18 protein-coding genes are annotated in these 16,951 nt (G+C 73.1%); 8 read left to right on the forward strand and 10 right to left on the reverse strand.

Features of this window, described 5'->3' with window-relative positions; all coding sequences use genetic code 11:
* Window position 1 precedes the first annotated feature (1 nt).
* Window positions 2–898: a metal ABC transporter permease gene (locus IF73_RS0108085; RefSeq protein ID WP_031005017.1), complete on the forward strand. Its 897-nt coding sequence runs from the start codon at window positions 2–4 to the stop codon at window positions 896–898.
* A gap of 83 nt (window positions 899–981) precedes the next feature.
* Window positions 982–1,392, forward strand: coding sequence for a Fur family transcriptional regulator (locus IF73_RS0108090; RefSeq protein WP_031005019.1), 411 nt, complete (start codon window positions 982–984; stop codon window positions 1,390–1,392).
* A gap of 59 nt (window positions 1,393–1,451) precedes the next feature.
* Here the strand turns inward: IF73_RS0108090 and IF73_RS0108095 are convergent, their stop codons facing one another.
* From IF73_RS0108095 to IF73_RS0108110, 4 genes are all read right to left on the reverse strand, one after another.
* Window positions 1,452–2,003 (reverse strand): YcxB family protein, encoded by a 552-nt coding sequence (locus IF73_RS0108095; RefSeq protein ID WP_031005021.1) that lies wholly within the window; start codon window positions 2,001–2,003, stop codon window positions 1,452–1,454.
* A 16-nt stretch (window positions 2,004–2,019) separates the two neighbouring features.
* A complete protein-coding gene (locus IF73_RS0108100; protein WP_031005022.1) occupies window positions 2,020–2,844 on the reverse strand; it encodes an isoprenyl transferase in 825 nt (274 codons plus the stop codon).
* A gap of 12 nt (window positions 2,845–2,856) precedes the next feature.
* Window positions 2,857–3,606 (reverse strand): DNA repair protein RecO, encoded by a 750-nt coding sequence (gene recO / locus IF73_RS0108105; RefSeq protein WP_031005024.1) that lies wholly within the window; start codon window positions 3,604–3,606, stop codon window positions 2,857–2,859.
* A 65-nt stretch (window positions 3,607–3,671) separates the two neighbouring features.
* Complete coding sequence (locus IF73_RS0108110; RefSeq protein WP_031005026.1) at window positions 3,672–3,887, reverse strand: hypothetical protein; 216 nt, start codon at window positions 3,885–3,887, stop codon at window positions 3,672–3,674.
* Between the two features lie 653 nt (window positions 3,888–4,540).
* Here IF73_RS0108110 and IF73_RS0108115 point away from each other — a divergent pair.
* From IF73_RS0108115 to IF73_RS0108130, 4 genes are all read left to right on the forward strand, one after another.
* Entirely contained in the window at window positions 4,541–4,954 is a 414-nt protein-coding gene (locus IF73_RS0108115; protein WP_031005028.1) for a hypothetical protein, read from the forward strand.
* A 33-nt stretch (window positions 4,955–4,987) separates the two neighbouring features.
* On the forward strand, window positions 4,988–5,806 hold the full coding sequence (locus tag IF73_RS0108120) for a hypothetical protein (protein ID WP_031005030.1): 819 nt from the start codon (window positions 4,988–4,990) through the stop codon (window positions 5,804–5,806).
* 125 nt (window positions 5,807–5,931) lie between these two features.
* The gene (locus IF73_RS0108125; protein ID WP_031005031.1) at window positions 5,932–7,299 is read left to right on the forward strand and encodes an FAD-dependent oxidoreductase; all 1,368 of its coding nucleotides are present in this window, start codon (window positions 5,932–5,934) and stop codon (window positions 7,297–7,299) included.
* A 75-nt stretch (window positions 7,300–7,374) separates the two neighbouring features.
* The gene (locus IF73_RS0108130) at window positions 7,375–8,826 is read left to right on the forward strand and encodes a hypothetical protein (RefSeq protein WP_051716618.1); all 1,452 of its coding nucleotides are present in this window, start codon (window positions 7,375–7,377) and stop codon (window positions 8,824–8,826) included.
* Between the two features lie 3 nt (window positions 8,827–8,829).
* Here IF73_RS0108130 and IF73_RS0108135 read toward each other — a convergent pair whose 3' ends face one another.
* The 3 genes from IF73_RS0108135 to leuA form a co-directional block, all read right to left on the reverse strand.
* Window positions 8,830–9,522, reverse strand: coding sequence for a TerB family tellurite resistance protein (locus IF73_RS0108135; RefSeq protein WP_031005033.1), 693 nt, complete (start codon window positions 9,520–9,522; stop codon window positions 8,830–8,832).
* Window positions 9,523–9,649: 127 nt separating this feature from the next.
* Window positions 9,650–10,984 (reverse strand): choice-of-anchor A family protein, encoded by a 1,335-nt coding sequence (locus IF73_RS0108140; RefSeq protein ID WP_031005034.1) that lies wholly within the window; start codon window positions 10,982–10,984, stop codon window positions 9,650–9,652.
* A gap of 205 nt (window positions 10,985–11,189) precedes the next feature.
* Window positions 11,190–12,953 (reverse strand): 2-isopropylmalate synthase, encoded by a 1,764-nt coding sequence (gene leuA / locus IF73_RS0108145; protein WP_031005035.1) that lies wholly within the window; start codon window positions 12,951–12,953, stop codon window positions 11,190–11,192.
* 294 nt (window positions 12,954–13,247) lie between these two features.
* Here leuA and IF73_RS0108155 point away from each other — a divergent pair, with 294 nt between their 5' ends.
* Complete coding sequence (locus tag IF73_RS0108155) at window positions 13,248–14,285, forward strand: M4 family metallopeptidase (RefSeq protein WP_031005036.1); 1,038 nt, start codon at window positions 13,248–13,250, stop codon at window positions 14,283–14,285.
* Window positions 14,286–14,306: 21 nt separating this feature from the next.
* The gene (locus IF73_RS0108160; protein ID WP_031005037.1) at window positions 14,307–14,555 is read left to right on the forward strand and encodes a protealysin inhibitor emfourin; all 249 of its coding nucleotides are present in this window, start codon (window positions 14,307–14,309) and stop codon (window positions 14,553–14,555) included.
* A 13-nt stretch (window positions 14,556–14,568) separates the two neighbouring features.
* On the opposite strand, the gene IF73_RS0108165 is transcribed toward IF73_RS0108160, so the two are convergent.
* The 3 genes from IF73_RS0108165 to IF73_RS0108175 are packed head-to-tail and all read right to left on the reverse strand — an operon-like array spanning window position 14,569 to window position 16,891.
* A complete protein-coding gene (locus IF73_RS0108165) occupies window positions 14,569–14,943 on the reverse strand; it encodes a hypothetical protein (protein ID WP_031005039.1) in 375 nt (124 codons plus the stop codon).
* Window positions 14,944–14,945: 2 nt separating this feature from the next.
* Entirely contained in the window at window positions 14,946–15,905 is a 960-nt protein-coding gene (gene era, locus IF73_RS0108170) for a GTPase Era (RefSeq protein ID WP_031005040.1), read from the reverse strand.
* A 29-nt stretch (window positions 15,906–15,934) separates the two neighbouring features.
* On the reverse strand, window positions 15,935–16,891 hold the full coding sequence (locus IF73_RS0108175) for a WxL protein peptidoglycan domain-containing protein (protein ID WP_037878565.1): 957 nt from the start codon (window positions 16,889–16,891) through the stop codon (window positions 15,935–15,937).
* Window positions 16,892–16,951 lie beyond the last annotated feature (60 nt).

Here is a 16,951-nt window from a genome sequence, read left to right on the forward strand (position 1 = left end):
CATGGACTTCCTCGAACCCGCCTTCATGCAGCGGGCGCTGCTCGCGGCCGTGCTCGTCGGCATCACCGCGCCCGCCGTCGGCATCTACCTCGTCCAGCGCCGCCAGGCACTGATGGGTGACGGCATCGGGCACGTCGCCATGACCGGCGTCGGCCTCGGCTTCCTGCTGAACTCCAGCCCGGTCTGGATGGCCACCGCCGTCGCCGTCGCCGGCTCGGTCGCGATGGAGCTGATCCGGGCGTACGGCAAGACCCGCGGCGACCTCGCGCTCGCGCTGCTCTTCTACGGCGGCATGGCGGGCGGCGTCCTGCTGATCAACCTGGCGCCGACCGGCTCCAACGCCAACCTCAGCTCGTACCTCTTCGGGTCGCTGTCCACGGTCTCCACCGAGGACGTCACCGCGATCAGCGTCCTCGCGGCCTTCGTCGTCCTGGTCACGGTCGGTCTGCGGCGGCAGCTCTTCGCCGTCAGCCAGGACGAGGAGTTCGCCCGCGTCACCGGACTGCCCGTGCGCGCCCTGAACCTGCTCATCGCCGTCACCGCCGCCGTGACCGTCACGGTCGCCATGCGGGTCGTGGGCCTGCTGCTGGTCAGCGCGCTCATGGTGGTGCCGGTGGCGGCGGCCCAGCAGCTGTCGAAGTCCTTCCGGGCGACCTTCGTCCTCGCCGTGGCGACCGGGATCACGGTCACCCTGGCCGGCACGGTCACCTCGTACTACCAGGACGTCCCGCCCGGCGCGACGATCGTCCTGTACGCGATCGGGGTCTTCGTCGTCCTGACGCTGCTGGCCACCCCGCTCGCCAAGCGACGGGCGAAGGCCGCCGCTCAGGCCAACGAGGACTGCGACGCCCGCTGCGTCCCGGGCAGCCGGCGGACCACGGACGACGTGAAGGTATGAGCCACGGGTGAGCCGCGACTGAACCCGGGGGGACGGGGGACTGGCAGAATGGCGGGGGCAGACAAGCATCCAAGGAGGCCCCCGTGGCGACGGCAGGACCCCCCGTACGCGGCCGCTCCACCAAGCAGCGGGCCGCGGTGGCGGCAGCACTGAGCGAGGTGGACGAGTTCCGCAGCGCCCAGGAACTGCACGACATGCTCAAGCACCGCGGCGACTCCGTCGGCCTGACCACCGTCTACCGCACCCTCCAGTCGCTGGCGGACGCGGGCGAGGTGGACGCGCTGCGCACCAGCGACGGCGAGACGGTCTACCGCCGCTGCTCGTCCGACGACCACCACCACCATCTGGTCTGCCGCGCCTGCGGCAAGGCCGTCGAGGTCGAGGGCCCGATGGTGGAGCAGTGGGCCGAGTCGGTCGCGGCCGAGCACGGCTTCGTGAACGTGGCGCACACCGTCGAGATCTTCGGCACCTGCGCGGAGTGCGCGGCGAAGTGACCTGACATACGTGTGGGGCCCTTACCGGACAGACTTCCGGTACGGGCCCCACACGCATGTCACACGCGGCTGCTGTGCCGGTCCAGGAGGGCCCGGAGCCGGTCGGCGTCGGCCGCATCGGCGAGACCGTGCTTGGGCAGGTAGGCGAAGCCGGTGCCCGCCCGGCGGGGGGTGAGCAGGACGAAGAGCCGGTCGGTCTCCACGTACCGCGGCAGCATCGCCCAGCGGATGACGGTGTCGGTGTCCCGGGAGGTCCACCGGCCGCCCTCGGCGTCGACGACGGCCCTGGCGTCGCCGCCCTGGGCGCGGGCGGCCCGGAGGAAGGTCCGGGCGACCGCCCAGGGCATCAGGCGGACCAGGACGACGAGGCCGGCGCCGAGCCCCGCCATCTCGGCCACGGTCCCCGCGTCCGGCTCGCCGGGGAGCAGCAGCTCCAGGGCGGCGATCAGGAAGGCGAGGACCGAGGTGCCGTAGGCGACGCCGCGCAGCACCCGCCACCAGCGGGCCGCCCCGAGGCTGATCCGTACCGCCTCGCGCACGTCCACGAGGGCGGCCGGGTAGGCGAGTTCGATCCGGTCGTGGACCGTGGAGTCGTGCGGTGTCCCGTTCACCCGCCGGATCGTAGCGTCACGCCTTGTCGAGGACGGCGAGGTCCGCCGGGTCCACCCCGCCGAAGCGGCGGTCGCGCTGGGCGTACTCGACGCAGGCCCGCCACAGGTCGCGGCGGTCGAAGTCGGGCCACAGCACGTCCTGGAAGACCATCTCGGCGTACGCGCTCTGCCAGATCAGGTAGTTGGAGGTGCGCTGCTCGCCGCTGGGCCGCAGGAAGAGGTCCACGTCCGGCATGTCCGGGTAGTAGAGGTACTTCTGGACCGTCTTCTCGGTGATCTTCGCCGGGTCGAGGCGGCCCGCCTTCACGTCCTCCGCGAGCGCCTGCGCCGCGTCCGTGAGCTCCGCGCGGCCGCCGTAGTTCATGCAGAAGTACAGCGTGAGCTTCGTGTTGTCCTTGGTCTGCTCCTGGGCGACCTGGAGCTCCTTGGCGACCGACTTCCACAGCTTGGGCATGCGGCCCACCCAGCGCACCCGGATGCCGAGCTCGTCGAGCTGGTCGCGGGTCTTGCGGATGAAGTCGCGGTTGAAGTTCATCAGGAAGCGCACCTCCTCGGGGGAGCGCTTCCAGTTCTCGGTGGAGAAGGCGTACAGGGAGATCGCGCCGACGCCCATCTCGAGCGCGCCCTGGAGCACGTCGAGGACCTGCTCGGCGCCGACCTTGTGGCCCTCGGTGCGCGGCAGGCCGCGCTCCTTCGCCCAGCGGCCGTTGCCGTCCATGACGATCGCGACGTGCCGCGGCACGAGCTCGGTCTGGAGCTTCGGCGGGTGGGCGCCGGACGGGTGCGGCTCGGGGGTCCTGTACTCCCGGCGCTGGCGCCCGAGGAGTCGTGCGATGGCCATGCGATGGATCTCCTAGCTCTTCTCTACGTACCGCAGGGAGCGCAGTCCGCGCTCCAGGTGCCAGTGCAGATAGGCGGACACCAGTCCGCTGCCCTCCCTGACGTGACGCGGCTCGCACGCGTCCGCCGTCGCCCAGTCGCCGGTGAGCAGCGCGCTGAGCAGGCCGATGGCCTCCGCTGAGGGTACGACGCTTCCGGGGACCCGGCAGTCGCCGCATATGACGCCGCCCGCCGCGACCGAGAAGAACCGGTTCGGCCCGTCGAGTCCGCATTTGGCGCAGTCCGAGAAGGAGGGGGCGTAGCCGTTCACGGCGAGGGAGCGGAGCAGGAAGGCGTCGAGGATGAGGTGGGGGGCGTGCTCGCCCCGGGCGAGGGTGCGCAGTCCGCCGACGAGCAGCAGGTACTGCTGCACGGCCGGCTCGCCCTCGTGGTCGGTGAAGCGCTCCGCCGTCTCCAGCATCGCGGTGCCGGCGGTGTAGCGGGCGTAGTCGGTGACGATGCCGCCGCCGTACGCGGCGATGGTCTCGCTCTGGGTGCAGAGCGGCAGGCCGCGTCCGACGAGCTCGCTGCCGCGGGCGAAGAACTGCACGTCGACGTGGGAGAAGGGTTCGAGGCGCGCGCCGAACTTGGACTTGGTCCGCCGCACCCCGCGCGCCACGGCGCGCACCCGTCCGTGCCCGCGGGTGAGGATCGTGATGATGCGATCCGCTTCGCCCAGCTTCTGGGTGCGCAGCACGATGCCGTCGTCGCGGAACAGACTCATGGAGCCATTCTCCCGTACGCGGGGAGGGTCCCGGCCGCGTCCCGGAATCCGGGGGGCCGAGGGGGTCAGGGGACCTCGCCGCGGCTGCGGGCGTTGGCGTGGGCGGTGGCGGCGCTGAGGCGCTCGGCGGAGGTGGCCTCGCGGACCTCCTCGGGGGCCACGTCCCATTCGCGTCCGCCGCCGAGCGGGCGGATCTGGACGTACGGGCCCTCGTGGCCCATCACCCTCGCGACCCGCCCGGTGCGGATCTCCACGACGTACGCCCCGATCGGCAGTGTCATGACCGGCCCTCCTCCCCGGCGGTGCGGGCCCGGCGGTGCGCCGGGCGGGTCCGCCGTGCGGTGTCCCTTGCGAGCGAGCGGCCGCGGGGACGGCGGTGCCGCGGGGCCGGACGCCGGTCCCGGGCGGGGTATTCCCTCCGCGCCGTTCCCGCGCATTTCCGGCTCCGTGTGCCGCGCCGCTCCGACTTCCCCCGTGGTCGTTCTCTCCTGGTGTCTTCCTTCACCAACGTATGCCTTTCTGAATCCATTTCCCGCTTCCCCACTCCCGGGTGACCCGCGATCCGTAGAATCGTGGGACGCACCAAGGGAGTTCGGGACGTTCCCGCACGCCACCGGGGCGGGATGTTCGAGCGGAGAATTCGATTCGCGGCCGTCGGGTCGCGCGTGGAACCGGTGAAGTCCCGTAAATCCGGGGGAATCTCGAACGGCCGTGCCGGGGCCGTCACGGAATTGTTCTCGGGGTCCGGGCTTTCGCTCCGGCGCACGCCGGGGCGCGTGAAGGGGGCGCGCGAAGTGGTCCCCACCGGGGCCGGGCGCGCCGGGCCCGGTCGTGGTGCCGGGCGGGCCGGTGCCCCTACGATCGGCGCGGGAGCGTCGTCCTGTCGCCCGGCGGCGCCCCGGGACCGACCGACGGCGGCGGAGGAATGCGGACGATGACGGCCACCCCCTCTCTGGTCCTGCGCGGTGGCGAATCGGTTCTCCGCTTCGCGGGCGGGCCGGTGACCCTGCGCCGCCCGGACAAGGAACACCACATACCGCTCGCGGCGATCTCCTTCGTCCACGCCGAGGGCCGGTCCGTCGCGATCGTGCTGACGGCGTCCGGGGCCGACGAGCCGACGATCTACCGGGTCGCCGACGTCGACGAGACCGGCGCGCTCGCCTTCGCGGACGCCGTGACCGCCGCCCTCCCGGAGACCCCGGCGCCCGACGGCGCCGCACTCGTCACGACCAGCACGCCCCGGGCCGCGGAGCCCGCCGCCGCCGGGGGCGGGGTCAGCTGGAAGCCGGTCGTGGCCGCCGTGGCCGTCCTGCTCGTCGCCCTGGCGGTGTTCGCCGCAAGGGGCTGACCGGGGCCCGCTCCCGCCTTTACGATCACGCTCATGCCGATACCCATCGCCTCCCTCCCCGTCCTCGTGGGCCGGGACGGAATCGTCCTGTCCGCCGAGAACGAGGGCCTGGTCCTCGACCTCCCGACGGAACAGATCGTCTTCACGGCCGACGGGCTCGGCCGGCTCCGCGCCGAGGGCGGGACGGTCCTGATCGAACTGCGGGCGAAGGCCGGGGCGACACCGCGCGTCCACCGGATCGACGACGTCGACCCGGACGGGGCGACCCTCTTCGCCGACACGATCAACGACCTGCTCGCCAACCGGACGGACAGCGACGACGTCGACGGCGCCCGCTTCGCCGCGATCCGCTCGCTGGCCCCGAGGTGGCGCCACCGGTTCGCCCGGCGGGTGCTGCGGGGCGTCCTCGGCTATCTGCTCGCGCTGGTCGTGCTCGCGGTGGTCGCGGGATCGCTGGGCCACTGGGACGTCGTCATCCTGGAGATCCCGGTGGGCGGCATCAGCTGCCTCGCCCTCGGATCCGGCGCGTACGGGCTCGGGCAGAGCATGCGCGAGCGATGGCTGCAGCGGCACGGGGTCGCGGTGACCGCCACCCGGGCCACGTCGCCGGGCGCGTACGTCTACCCCGACGGGACCGGCGACTACCGGATCTTCGTGCACGGCAGGGCCGGTGCGGCCATCACCGCGCTCTACCCGCGGGAGGACCCGGGGGACGTGCTCGTGCCCTCGCCACGCTCCGCCCGGCTGGTGAGCACGGTCGGCGGCGGCTTCCTGCTGGCCTGCGGGATCGCGGGCACGGTCGCGCTCGCGCTGCTGACCGTGAGCTCGTTCGGCACCCCAGGCGGACTTTGAGAAGTCATAAGTCTGCCTTATGAGGGCATAGACCGGGGTCGGGTACCACTTCGCGCGGCGAGTTAATTAGGGTGGCCTAAGTGTCGGCGGCTCCGCCGCACGCCGTATGCGAAGGGAACCCAGTCATGCCCCGCCCCCTCCGGGTCGCGATCGTCGGCGCCGGCCCCGCCGGCATCTACGCCGCCGACGCGCTGCTGAAGTCCGACACGGCCACCGAGCCGGGCGTGTCCATCGACATCTTCGAGCGGATGCCGGCCCCCTTCGGCCTCATCCGCTACGGCGTCGCCCCCGACCACCCGCGGATCAAGGGCATCATCACCGCCCTCCACCAGGTCCTCGACAAGCCGCAGGTCCGCCTCTTCGGCAACGTCAACTACGGCACCGACGTCCACCTCGACGACCTGCGCTCCTTCTACGACGCGGTGATCTTCTCCACCGGCGCCATGTTCGACCGCGAGCTGAAGATCCCCGGCGTCGAGCTGAACGGCTCCTTCGGCGCCGCCGACTTCGCCTCCTGGTACGACGGCCACCCGGACGTCCCGCGCACCTGGGACCTGTCCGCCGAGAAGGTCGCCGTCCTCGGCGTCGGCAACGTGGCCCTCGACGTCGCCCGCATCCTCGCCAAGACCGCCGAGGAGCTGCTGCCGACCGAGATCCCCGCCAACGTCCACGAGGGCCTCAAGGCCAACAAGGCCGTCGAGATCCACGTCTTCGGCCGCCGCGGCCCGGCACAGGCCAAGTTCAGCCCCATGGAGCTGCGCGAGCTCGACCACTCGCCCAACATCGAGGTCATCGTCAACCCCGAGGACATCGACTACGACGAGGGCTCGATCGCCGAGCGCCGCAAGAACAAGCAGACCGACATGGTCGCCAAGACCCTGGAGAACTGGGCGATCCGCGACGTCGGCGACCGCCCGCACAAGCTCTTCCTGCACTTCTTCGAGTCCCCCGTCGAGATCCTCGGCGAGAACGGCGAGGTCGTCGGCCTGCGCACCGAGCGCACCGAGCTCGACGGCACCGGCAACGTGAAGGGCACCGGCGTCACCACCGACTGGGACGTCCAGTCCGTGTACCGCGCCGTGGGCTACCTCTCCGACGAGCTGCCCAAGCTCCCCTGGGACACCGTCAGCGGCACCGTCCCGGACCAGGGCGGCCGGGTGATGGAGGGCGACGAGCACATGGCCTCCACCTACGTCACCGGCTGGATCCGCCGCGGCCCGGTCGGCCTCATCGGCCACACCAAGGGCGACGCCAACGAGACCGTCGCGAACCTCCTGGAGGACTTCGCCGCCGGCCGGCTCCTCACCCCGGCCAGCCCGGAGGCCGACGCGATCGTCGCCTTCCTGGAGGGCAAGGGCCTCACCTACACGACGTGGGAGGGCTGGTACGCGCTCGACGCCGCCGAGAAGGCGCTCGGCGAGCCGCAGGGCCGGGAGCGCGTGAAGATCGTCGAGCGCGAGGACATGCTCCGCGCCAGCGGCGCCATCGACTGACCCGGCGGACCCCCGCCGACGAGCGGCCCTCCCCCGCCCGGTCCTACGCTGGAAGGACCGGAAGGGGTGAGGGCCGTGTCCGCACCCGTCGTCGACCGCGCCGGCCGGGCCCGGGACGCGGTGGCCCACGAGCGGTGGGCCGAGGCGTACGCGCTGCTGCACGCCCGCGACCGGCACCCGGACGAGCCGCTGACCGCCGGCGACCTCGCCGCGCTCTCCGACGCCGCCTGGTGGACCGGACACCTCGACGAGTCCGTCGCGGCCCGGCTGCGGGCGCACTCCGCCCATGTGGCCGCCGGCGACCACCGCGGCGCGGGAGCCGCCGCCTGGTGGCTCCACCACGAGTACGCGGGCCTGGGCCGGCCCGCCGTCGCGGCCGGCTGGCTGCACCGCGCCCACCACCACCTGGACGGGCTGCCGCCCTGCCCCGAACAGTCCCTCCTCGCCTGGACCGACGCCGAGGAGGCCACCGCCCGCGGCGACGGACCCGCCGCCCTGGCCGCCGCCGCCCGGACGACCCGCCTCGCCGAGGACTCCGGCAGCCCCGACCTGCTCGCGCTCGGCCGCCAGGCCGCCTCCGACGCCCTGCTCGCCCGGGGCCGCCGCGCCGAGGGGCTCGCGCTCCTCGACGAGGCCGTGCGCGCGGCCGCCGCCGGCGAACTGAGCGGCCTCTGCACCGGCCGGCTGTACGCCCTGGCCCTCACCCGGTGCATGGAGGCCGCCGAGCTCGGACGGGCCGTCGAGTGGACCCGTGCCGCGATGGAGTGGTGCGCCACCACGGACGGCGGCGAGAACCCCTTCCGCGGCGTCTGCCGGGCCCACCGGGCCGAGGTCCTGGACCTCCTCGGGCAGTGGACCGCGGCCGAGGAGGAGGCGCTGCGGGCCTGCCGGGAGACCCCGCTGGACAGCCTGGAGGCGGCCGCCGCCGCGTACTGCGCCGCCGGTGACGTCCAGCGCCGCCAGGGCCGCCCGGACGAGGCCGCCCGCTCCTACGCCCACGCCCACGACCTGGGCCGGCTCCCCCAGCCCGGCCTCGCCCTGCTGCGGCTCGCGCAGGGCCGCCCGGAGGCGGCGGCGGCCGGGCTGCGGCTCGCCCTCGCCTGCCAGGACGCCCGCCACGGCCCGCTGACCCGGGCCCGGCTGCTGGCCGCCGCCACCGAGGCCGCCCTCGCCACCGGAGCCGTACGGGACGCGGCGGACGCGGCGGCGGAGCTCGACGTCCTCGCCGGCGACGTGCCCCTGCTGCGCGCCCTCGCCGACACCGCGGCCGGCGCGGTGGCCCTGGTCGCCGTGCCCGGGGCGGCGCCGCCGGTGCTGCGGCGGGCCCTCGACGGCTGGCTGCGGCTGCGGGTGCCGTACGAGGCGGCGCGGGTGCGGACGCTGCTCGCGGCGGCCGACCGGGCGGCCGGGGACCAGGAGGGCGCCCGGCGGGAACTGGCCGCCGCCCGGGACGGCTTCGAGCGGCTGGGCGCCGGTCCGGACGCCCGCCGGGCCGCCGCGCGCCTGGACGCCCTTCCGGGCGGATAGCGGTCAGGAGACCGTCCGGGCCGTGGTGAGCAGGCGCAGGACGTCCTCGGGCGGAAGGCCGAGCGCGGTCCCGACGGTGCCCAGGACCTCCTGCTCGGCCGGGCTGTAGCCGCCGTCGGCGAGCGCGATCCGGGCCGCCTGGAGGAGCAGCGCCTCCCGGCCGGCCGGCTCCAGGTGCGGGGTGAGGGGGGCGACGGCCTCGTGGATCTCGATGGCGAGGAGGGCGCCCTCGGGGTTGATCTCCGGCATGAACCGCCCGGTGTCGGCCTCCAGCGCCTCGACCAGGTCGACGAGCTGGACGGCCGTGCAGTCGGCGTATCCGGCGGACCGGACGGCGTGCACGGCCCGGTCGAGGACCTCGCGGGAGCCGGTGCCGCCGGCCGCGAGGACGGCGAGGGCGACGGTGTGGACGGCGTCCCGCAGCATCGCCGAGAAGCGGCCGGTGGTCGGCCGCTCCAGCACCTCGGTGCCGAAGCGGGTGTGACAGGCGGCGCACTCCACGACCGGCCCGGTACAGCCCCGGGGCAGCAGCGGGACGCCGAGGACGGCGAACCGGCGGCGGCCGGTGCGGCGCCGGTAGTTGCGGTCGCCGCCGCACTCCTCGCAGAAGAACTCGCCGTCGCCGATGGTGTTCCAGGAAGTGCGGATGCCGCAGACGACCAGCTTCCCACCACGTGTTTTCCGGGCAGAACGCACGCGCACCTCCTCAACGGCCCGGCTGCACTGCCGGTGCGTTGGCGTGATGTTAGCCACATCCTTGATGTGGCGTCAGCACCTCGTCCGTACTTCGCACCGGATCTGGCCGAGACACGACACCGGGGTTTCAGGCCCTGCGGCGGCGCTTCGCGAAGGCCAGGAAGCCTCCGCCGAGCAGCAGGGCGCCGACGGCCGCCCCGATGACGCCGGGGCCGATGGCCGAACCGGTGGTGGCGAGATCACCCTCCGGGGTGGTCGCGGACGGGGCGGGAGTCGTCCCGGTCTCCTCGGGGGCGGCCGGGGGCGCGGTGCTCTCGGCGGGGGTCCCGGAGGGGGTGTCCGAGGGGGTGTCGGCGGGGGCCGTCCCGGAGGGCTCGGGGGTGGCGGAGGGGCTGCCGGTGCCCTCCGGGGCGGGCGCGGTGGTGGACGGCGGCGCGGAGGGGGCGGGGGTGTCGGTCGGCTTCGGGGGCTCCGGGGTGACGACCGGGCCGGGGGTGGTCACCCGGGGCAGGCAGCCGGTGAAGTTCATCTGGTGGGTCTCGGCGCCGGGGGCGGTGTCCAGGGACTCGGCGATGAGGGAGCCGTTGATGTGGCCGCTGGTCATGGTGACGGCGGCGCGGGGCGCGAGGATCGCGCCGGGCCAGGCGGAGGAGTTCTTCCTGACGGTCTCGGCCTGCGGGAAGTTCCACAGCAGCTTGGAGCGGATGCTCTTGTGGCCGTCGGTGTGCCGGTCGTAGTCGTCCTGGACGTAGGCGCCGCCCTCCGAGATCCAGACGCCGGAGGTGGGCTTGGCGGCCATGTCGTACGAGGCGCCGATGACGTTCACGAGGGTGGACGAGCCCGCCGGGACCTTGAGGTAGATCTCGCCGGCCTTCTCCAGGTCCGCGGTGCTCAGGGCGAAGACGTTCAGCCGCGCGTCGGTGCCGGTGAGGTAGAGGCTGCGGCCGTCCTGGCCGCCGGCCGCCTCGCCGTTGGGCTTCTCGCCCGCCCAGCCGGCCGAGAGGGTCCGCAGGTGGGCGAACTCCTTGCCGAAGTCGACCGGGGACGGGCCCTCGGTGATCGGGCCGTCGACGCCGAAGCCGCCGTCCCCTTCGGAGGCGTCCACGATCTCGCCGGCCACGCCCGATCCCTTCACCAGGACCACGCCGTCGGCCTTCAGGGTGCCGCCGACGACGAGGCTGTGACCGCCGGGCAGCCCGGCGAGGTCGGCGTCGGTGAGGCGGGAGCCGACCGAGAAGCCGGACTGGTTCGAGGTGCCGAAGGCCGCGTCGCCGCCGACCGCCACCGCACCCTCGGAGTCCGAGTGCCGCACCGAGTCCTTCTCCACGAACTCCGCGTACCGACCGGCGGTGCCGAGCGGGTTCACGGCGCACTCCGGGCCGGCGGCGGAAGCGGTGGGGGCCCAGGCGAGGGCGGCTCCGGTCACCGCGAGGACGGTGGCCACGGCAGCGGACGTGCGCATGCGGAACTCCAGGTCAGGGAGTACGGGGGAGGGATGGTCCGTACCATCGGCCAGACCTTGATGTGCCGTCAACTGCCCCCATATGGCGCCGATTCCGGCATGTCTCCATGATCTTCCTTAAGCGAACCTGAAACCGTGACGCACGTCACACGCGACGGCGCCCCGCCCCCTCTCGGAGGGGCGGGGCGCCGGACGCGGTGCGAGGTCAGCGCGCGGAGCGGTTCACCGCCGAGACGACCGCCTTCAGGGAGGCGCGGGTGGTGTTGGCGTCGATGCCGATGCCCCACAGCACGCGCCCGTCGATGGCGCACTCGATGTACGAGGCGGCCTGCGCGGAGGCGCCCTCGCTCATGGTGTGCTCCTGGTAGTCCAGCAGGCGGGCGTCCACGCCGACCGACTGCAGCGCGTCGAAGAAGGCGGAGATCGGGCCGTTGCCGGAGCCGGTCAGGACGGTGTCGACCCCGTCGACGACCGCCTCGACGCGCAGGGTGTCGGTGCCGTCGGTGTCCGAGGTGGACTGGCCGGAGCGCAGCTGGATGCGGCCCCAGGCGTTCTCCGGGTTGGGCAGGTACTCGTCCTGGAAGACGGACCAGATCTGCGCCGGGGTGACCTCGCCGCCCTCGGCGTCGGTCTTGGCCTGGATGATCCGGGAGAACTCGATCTGCATCCGCCGGGGCAGGTCCAGCTTGTGGTCGTTCTTCAGGACGTAGGCGATGCCGCCCTTGCCGGACTGCGAGTTGACCCGGATGACGGCCTCGTAGGAGCGGCCGACGTCCTTGGGGTCGATGGGCAGGTACGGGACGGCCCACTCGATGTCGTCGACGGTCTTGCCCTGGGCGGCCGCGTCGGCCTCCATGGCGTCGAAGCCCTTCTTGATGGCGTCCTGGTGGGAGCCGGAGAAGGCGGTGTAGACCAGGTCGCCCGCGTAGGGGTGGCGCGGGTGGACCTCCATCTGGTTGCAGTACTCGGACGTCCGGCGGATCTCGTCGATCTGCGAGAAGTCGATCTGCGGGTCGACGCCCTGGCTGAACAGGTTCATGCCCAGGGTGACCAGGTCGACGTTGCCGGTCCGCTCGCCCTGGCCGAACAGGCAGCCCTCGATGCGGTCGGCGCCGGCCATGATGGCCAGCTCGGCGGCGGCGACGGCGGTGCCGCGGTCGTTGTGCGGGTGGACCGACAGGCAGACGTACTCGCGGCGGGTCAGGTTGCGGGACATCCACTCGAAGCGGTCCGCGTGCGTGGACGGCGTCGAACGCTCCACGGTGGCGGGCAGGTTGAGGATGATCTCGCGGCCGGGGCCGGGCTGCCACACGTCGCAGACGGCCTCGCAGACCTCCAGGGCGAAGTCCAGCTCGGTGTCGGTGAAGATCTCCGGGCTGTACTGGTAGCCGAAGGTCGTCTCCGGGCCCAGCAGCTTCTCGGCGTACTCCATCACCAGGCGGGTGCCGTCGACGGCGATCTGCTTGATGTCGTCCTTCGAGCCGCGGAAGACGACCCGGCGGAAGGTCGGCGCGGTGGCGTTGTACAGGTGGACGGTGGCGCGCCTGGCGCCGACCAGGGACTCCACGGTCCGCTCGATCAGGTCCTCGCGGGCCTGGGTCAGGACGGAGATGGTGACGTCGTCCGGGATCGCGCCCTCTTCGATGATGGAGCGGACGAAGGCGAAGTCGGTCTCGCCGGAGGACGGGAAGCCGACCTCGATCTCCTTGTAGCCCAGGCGTACCAGCAGGTCGAACATCTCGCGCTTGCGGGCGGGCGACATCGGGTCGATCAGGGCCTGGTTGCCGTCGCGCAGGTCGGTCGACAGCCAGCGGGGCGCCTTGGTGATGCGCTGCTCGGGCCAGGTGCGGTCCGGGATGTCGACGGCCTCGTAGCGGCCGTACTTGTGGATCGGCATGCCGGACGGCTTCTGCATGTGCGTCGCGTTGGTGACCGGCGTGGGACGGCTGATGAAGGGCGACTGAGACATTGCGTAGGGCTCCTCGGGGTCCTCTGTACGGACGGCCGACTGTCGAACGCAACACCGAAACCCGCGGGGAGGGGGTCGGCCTACGACTACAGGCCCTCGCCGCGGCAGCTAAGGAGAAGCAGCCCGAAACGCATGATGCGCGTCACCATAGCCCACGCCCGGGGAAGGCGGACGTCCTGTTCCAGTATGCGGGACGGCGATGTCGTCAAGGTCGAAAGGTGACTCATCACTCCATTTCGCCAATCCCTGTCACATCGCGTGACAGTGGCATCGCGCAGTGCCACATTGCGGTACATGACCCAGATCCCTGTCTTCTGCTCGATCGTCCCGCCGCACATCCTCGACAAGCTGGCCCACGACGGGCACGAGTCCGCCCTGCGCACGCTGGAGGCCGACGCCGGCCTGCGCACCCGCCGCCGGGTGACCGGGGTACGGGGCGGGGCCGCGGCGGGCACGCCCACCGGAAAGCCGAAGCGCACGATCTACGACGCCGGGCACCGCGAGGCCCTGCCCGGCCGGAAGGTCCACGCCGAGGGCGACGCCCCCTCCAAGGACGCGACCGTCAACCGCGCCCACGCGGGCCTCGGCGCCACCTTCGACCTCTTCCTGAACGTCTACGGACACGACTCGGTGGACGGGTCCGGCCTGCCCCTGGACGCGACCGTCCACTTCGGCGTCGACTACGCCAACGCCTTCTGGGACGGCAGCCAGATGGTGTTCGGCGACGGCGACGGCGACCTCTTCCTCGACTTCACCATCCCCGTCGACGTCATCGGCCACGAACTCGCCCACGGCTTCACCCAGTACACGGCGAACCTGGAGTACTACGGCCAGTCCGGCGCCCTCAACGAGTCCGTCTCCGACGTCTTCGGGTCGCTGGTCAAGCAGTACGCCCTCGGGCAGACCGCCGAGCAGGCCGACTGGCTGATCGGCGCGGGGCTGCTCGGTCCCGGCGTGGACCGGGGCGAGGCCCTGCGCTCGATGAAGGAGCCGGGCACCGCGTACGACGACGACGTCCTCGGCAAGGACCCGCAGCCCGCCCACATGGACGACTACGTGCGCACCAGCCGGGACAACGGCGGGGTGCACATCAACTCGGGCATCCCCAACCGCGCCTTCCACCTCCTCGCGACCGAGCTCGGCGGCAACGCCTGGGAGCGGGCCGGGCAGATCTGGTTCGACGTGATGACGGGCGGGGCGCTCGCCCCCGAGACCCGCTTCTCCGAGTTCGCGGCGGCCACGGTCGCGGCGGCGAAGGCGCGCTACGGCGCCGGGGCGGAGGTCCAGGCGGTCACGAAGGCGTGGGAGGGAGTGGGCGTACCCACGGACTGAGCCGGCTGGTAGACAGGGCCCATGCGGATTCGAGTGCGGCGCACCGGTGGTTTCGCGGGCATCGAGCGGTCGGCGGAGGTGGAGGTCTCGGGCCCCGAGTGGGAGTCCCTGGCCTCCGCCGTCCTCGCGGCGGCGGAGGCCACCCGGGTCGTCCCGGACGGCTTCTCGTACGAGATCACGGTCGACGGCCGCACGGTGAGGTGCGCGGACCCGCACCTCACCGACGCCCAGCGGACCCTCGTGACGAGGGTCCTCAAGGAGGGCGCCTGAGCGGGGCGCCGGCTCAGGGCAGGTCCACGGTCGGGTGCGGCGGGGCCGGGACGCCCAGGTCGGTGAAGGGGGTGACGAGGAGGGCGTACTGCTCCGGGGTCAGCCTCCCGCGCTTGAGCACCGCGCGGGCGGCGATGCTGATCGCGGCCTTGGCGTCGGAGAGGAGCCCCGTGAGGTGCGCGTCCAGCTCGTCGGCGCGGGGCAGGAGCGCGCCGCGGACGCGGTGGGTGAGCGCCGACTCCTGAGCGGCCGACGGCCGCGCCGCCCGGCTCGCCTCCCGGCCGCCCCGGGAACGGTCCTCGACCATGCGGTCGAAGGCGGCGGCCAGGGCGGCGGGCGGCAGGGCGGCGGCCGCGGCGGCGAAGCGTTCCGTCGCGGCGTCGAGCACGGCTAGAAGCCCAGGCGGCGGAGCTGCTTGGGGTCGCGCTGCCAGTCCTTGGCGACCTTGACGTGCAGGTCGAGGAAGACCGGGGTGCCGAGGAGGGCCTCGATGTGCTTGCGGGACTTCATCCCGACCTCCTTCAGGCGGCTGCCCTTGGGGCCGATGATGATGCCCTTCTGGCTGGGGCGCTCGATGTACACGTTGGCGTGGATGTCGAGCAGCGGCCGGTCGGCGGGGCGGCCCTCGCGCGGGATCATCTCCTCGACGACGACCGCGATGGAGTGCGGCAGCTCGTCCCGTACGCCCTCGAGCGCGGCCTCGCGGATCAGCTCGGCGACCATGACCTGCTCCGGCTCGTCCGTGAGGTCGCCCTCCGGGTAGAGCGGCGGGGATTTCGGGAGGAGCGGGATGAGCAGGTCGGCGACGAGCTGGACCTGCTTGTCGCCGACGGCGGAGACCGGCACGATCTCGGCCCACTCGATGCCGAGCTCGCGGCCGAGCTGGTCGATGGCGATCAGCTGCTCGGCGAGGGTCTTGGAGTCGACCAGGTCGGTCTTGGTGACGATGGCGACCTTGGGGGTCTTCTTGATCTCGGCGAGCTCCTTGGCGATGAAGCGGTCGCCGGGGCCGAGCTTCTGGTCGGCGGGCAGGCAGAAGCCGATCACGTCGACCTCGGCCCAGGTGGTGCGGACGACGTCGTTGAGCCGCTCGCCGAGGAGGGTGCGCGGCTTGTGGAGGCCGGGGGTGTCGACCAGGATCAGCTGCGCGTCGGGGCGGTGCACGATGCCGCGCACGGTGTGCCGGGTGGTCTGCGGCCGGTTGGAGGTGATCGCCACCTTCTGGCCGACCAGAGCGTTCGTGAGGGTGGACTTGCCCGCGTTGGGTCGCCCGACGAAGCAGGCGAAGCCCGCCCGGTGGGGGGCGGTGGTCTCATCGGTCTCTTCACTGCGCACGCTCATGGGGGCCATTCTCCCCGATGACGGGCCGCGTCACGTACTCAGTGCCCGGACGGCCCTGCGGGCCGGGTCCGGCGGCGCCGGATCCGGCGTCCGGCGAAGCCTCCGGCGGCGCCCAGGAGCAGCACGGTGGCGGCGAGCCAGGGCAGGGCGAGGAAGGAGACGCCGGCGCTCACCCGCACGTCCTTGGCGGTGGCGACGAGGGTGAGCTCGCCCCAGTCGAGCTGCGGCGAGCCGATCCACCGCTCGGTCAGCCGGATCCGCTGCCGGGGCAGCAGCTCGGACGGCACCTGGGCGAGGTCGCGGTCGAGCAGGGTGCGGCCGAAGAGCCCCTCGGCGGTGAGGACGACCTTGGGGTCGAGGGTGACGTTGCCCCGGTTGTGGAGGGTGTAGGAGAGGACGGCGGTGGAGTCCCGGGTGCCGGGGACGACCGGCCGGTCCTGCTCCAGGGTGACGTCCTCGACGGCGAGGGCGGGCACGGCCGGGCCGCTGACCTTGAGGTAGACGCGGGCGCCGACGGCCCGCTGGATCCCCATGGCGACGGAGCCGCCGCCGGGGGTGATCCGCTCGTCGAGGGCGACGACCGCGCCGGGGTGGTCGCCGGGGTCGGCGTCGGCGGGGACGGTGAGGGTGAAGGGGACGGTGACGGCGGAGCGGGCCGGGACGGTGATCCTGGTGCGGGCGGGCTTGATCCAGGCGCCGGTGCCGGTCTGCCGCTCCTTCAGGGTGCGCAGGGCGAAGCCGCCGTCGCGCTCGGTGTTGTAGGCGTCGGCGCCGTAGAGCCGGAAGGTGAGCGGGGCGGCGGTCTTGTTGGTGACGGTGACCTTGTCGCGCAGGGTGGCGCCGGGGTCGGCGGTGAGGAAGAAGTAGGGGCGTTCGCCGAGGCGGGCGGCGGCCGGGTAGACGGCCCACTCGCCGTTCTCGGCGGCCTGGGCGGCCGGCGCCCCGAGGAGCAGCAGGGCGGCGCTCAGGAGGAGGACGTACAGCTTGCGTCGCACGGTGCGGAACCCCCGGGGGTGCGGTCGGGAGGGACGGGAGACGGCCTCGGGGCCGGCCGG

Origin of the sequence: Streptomyces sp. NRRL F-5727, from assembly GCF_000719555.1 — a bacterium.
Taxonomy (GTDB): Bacteria; Actinomycetota; Actinomycetes; order Streptomycetales; family Streptomycetaceae; genus Streptomyces.